The 2,963-nt window shown below is 38.2% G+C and carries 3 protein-coding genes and 1 pseudogene; 3 read left to right on the top strand and 1 reads right to left on the bottom strand.

The genetic code is table 11. The features are described 5' to 3' along the window. Positions 1-40 precede the first annotated feature (40 nt). A complete protein-coding gene (locus I4641_RS23575) occupies positions 41-475 on the bottom strand; it encodes a CBS domain-containing protein (protein ID WP_229643026.1) in 435 nt (144 codons plus the stop codon). 637 nt (positions 476-1,112) lie between these two features. Here I4641_RS23575 and I4641_RS23570 point away from each other — a divergent pair. The 3 genes and pseudogenes from I4641_RS23570 to I4641_RS23560 form a co-directional block, all read left to right on the top strand. After that, positions 1,113-1,451: pseudogene (locus I4641_RS23570) on the top strand (phosphoketolase family protein); the annotation flags it as partial. A 167-nt stretch (positions 1,452-1,618) separates the two neighbouring features. After that, positions 1,619-2,536, top strand: a complete 918-nt coding sequence (locus tag I4641_RS23565; RefSeq protein WP_229643024.1) for a tyrosine-type recombinase/integrase — start codon at positions 1,619-1,621, stop codon at positions 2,534-2,536. An 11-nt stretch (positions 2,537-2,547) separates the two neighbouring features. Beyond that, the coding region (locus tag I4641_RS23560) for a DUF4158 domain-containing protein (RefSeq protein ID WP_229643023.1) at positions 2,548-2,963 on the top strand (416 nt) is incomplete at its 3' end.

The following is a 2,963-nucleotide window of genomic DNA, read 5'->3' as shown; positions in this document are numbered from 1 at the left end:
AAGAGTTTTCTGTACTCTTTCTTTTTAACAAATCCACTCTTTATTCAGCAACGCCGCTAAATTCATCTTTCAACAACTCACTCAATGCCTGACAAAGATCGATAGTGGTGACAATACCTGCTAATTTACCCGATCGCACGATAATTGCTGCCCCAATTTTTTGCCGACTCATCTCATCTATAACTACAGGCAACGGGGTATCTATTTCTGCTACATAAGGATCGTAGATCATAACATGACAGGCAGGGATTTCACTAGTAATTGGGAAGTCTAACTGGGGATTTTTTAGCCAGTGTAAATCTCTTTCCGAAACAATGCCTACAATGCGATCGTTTTGTTTGATGGGCAGGTGACGAATTTGATGCTCGTCCATTAATTGAATAATTTGAGCGACAGTAGTATCGGGTTCGGCAAAATAAGGAAAAGGACGCATTAGAGACGAAACTGAGGGCATATGTTGGTAGTCTAATAGCATGACGATCTAGTTGTGAAAATCACTTTTATTTAAACAATTTTGATTACCTCTGTCCACAATAAGTATTTAATTAACCTAAATGCGATCGCATAGCTAAGGTTTTTCAATTATGCTCGATGAAACTTTAGAAAATATTTGTATTTCAGGACTGTTTGGGGCTATTTGTTGAGAACAATCTTAATTAAACCTAAAAAGCGATCGAAACTACCAAAACGACATATTCAAATTAGTAGAATTTAGCTGAGTAGTAAAAACTAGTGAAAAGCTGACTTCAATCTTGAGATGGTATTTAAAATGAACCTCAATAGAAGTAGATCGTTATGTCGCGATCGCCTTAACTCTCTAAAACGTCTAAAGCGATCGTTGTATTTGCAAATTGATTCGGCGGCTATTTCTTTGATTGTTGCCTTCGTTTTAATACTTCGTTGATTTGTAAATTGAGAATTTTAAAAAGTTACCAATTCATAAACAAATGCTTTCGTAAGGCAATTTGAGATTCAACATTTGGTCTAACCGATAAAAGATAATTTGTGTAGTAGAACACTAAGATTTTGCTCTCTATTTTGGGTTGCACAAATACAGTTTGTTCGAGCAGAAAAACCAACCAACAAAACAATTATTTATCTCAAATAAGACTATGGTTTCAACTCCCACTAATCCTCAAACGCAAGATCGAGTAGCCTTAACTAACCAAGAGCTAACTAAAATAGATGCTTATTGGCGCGCTTGTAATTATCTCGCAGCGGGAATGATTTATTTAAAAGACAATCCCCTATTGAAAGAGCCGTTAAAAGCAGAACAAATCAAGCAAAGATTATTAGGACATTGGGGTGCGTCACCTGCTCTTAGCTTCACTTACATTCATCTCAATCGCCTGATTAAAAAATACGATCTCAGTGCCATTTTTCTCGCTGGACCAGGACACGGCGCGCCAGGTGTGTTAGCCCCTGTATATGGCGTTGCGACAGCAAACGAACAAAAAACAACGCTGGACGTATAATCAGAATTATTTAACTCGATTTAATGAGTATTAAACTGTGTGTATAAGTGAACTTGTACGTTGAGTTTTGCCTAACTGAGCGTATAATTTAAGAGAATCAGCGCGATTATCGACCAAAAAACTCAGCGTATAATTACAAGCGCATGAAATCTACATCTGAAATTTTGGTTAGTACAAAAGACTCGATTAATTATCGAGACAATTTCGCGCAGTTTTTAACCGAATCAGAACGAAGTACTTACACGATCAAAAATTATCTCTGCGATTTGAATGGTTTTGCTGCTTGGTTAAAATCAAAGGGCAACAGAGAATTTACTCCCGAATTGATTACCCCTACTGACTTACGGGAATATAAACACCATTTAGATGAGACATTACAATTAAAGCCTAAAACCATTAATCGTAAGCTTTCCAGCCTCCGCAGCTTTTTCAAATGGGCGGGAATTGAAGGCTACTTTTCAGATAATCGTTTACCTCATATTCCTCAACCGATAAAGGAACAAGCTTTAGCCCCTAAATGGCTGGATAGACTATCTCAATACGATCTGTATCGCATTGTCGAAAAAGGCAGAAAAACTAGAGACATTGCGATCGTTAAATTACTACTCAATACGGGATTGAGAGTTTCCGAACTTTGTGCCTTAACCTGGAAAGATATCAGAATTACTGCCAAAAAAGGACACTTGAACGTTAACCATGGCAAAGGTTCAAAAAGAAGAGTAGTTCCTTTGAACAAAGATGCAAGATCTGCGTTACTAGAACTGGGATATAGCCAAAATAAAGATTCTGACCGACGGGTGTTTATCGGTCAAAGAGGAGCGATGACTCCCAGAGGGATTGAAAGTACTCTCAAAAAATACGTTAAACAAAGCGATTTGGAAGGAATTTCGCCCCATCAACTCCGACACACATTCTGTAAAAATCTCATCGATGCAGGAGTAAGTTTAGAAAAAGTCGCGACTCTAGCAGGACATGACAATCTAGAAACTACTCGCCGTTACTGCACTCCTAGCGAGCAAGATTTAGCAGCAGCCGTAGAACTAATTGGGGAGGAGGATTAAGACTGTAACCAATGCCAGGACAATTTCTTTCTCAAGCAGAACGAGAACGCCTTCAATCCTTCCCAGATGAAATCACTATCAATGAAGTCATTACCTTTTTTACCCTCTCAGATAAAGATCTAACTCTGGTTAAAAAACGTAGTGGAGAACACAATATCTTGGGATTCGCCCTGCAACTGGGAACGCTGAGATACCTCAGTTTTATCCCCGATAACTTTCTTCAATCACCATCAGTTGTAATCGAATATGTCGCCCAACAGTTAGAGGTTTCACCCACAGTTCTCAAGGACTATGGGGAACGTGACCAAACTAAAACCAGCCAACTACGAGAAATTCAGGATTATCTAGGATTTCGCAAATCTAACAAAGCGGACTATAGAACTCTTGCAAAAGTTTTTTATGGTATAGTAAAAAATTATTTTTATTT

This window comes from Waterburya agarophytonicola KI4 (genome assembly GCF_020640915.1).
Taxonomy (GTDB): domain Bacteria; phylum Cyanobacteriota; class Cyanobacteriia; order Cyanobacteriales; family Xenococcaceae; genus Waterburya; species Waterburya agarophytonicola.
Note: the sequence above shows the minus strand (reverse complement) of the source record. Positions and strands in the feature narration are given on the sequence as shown.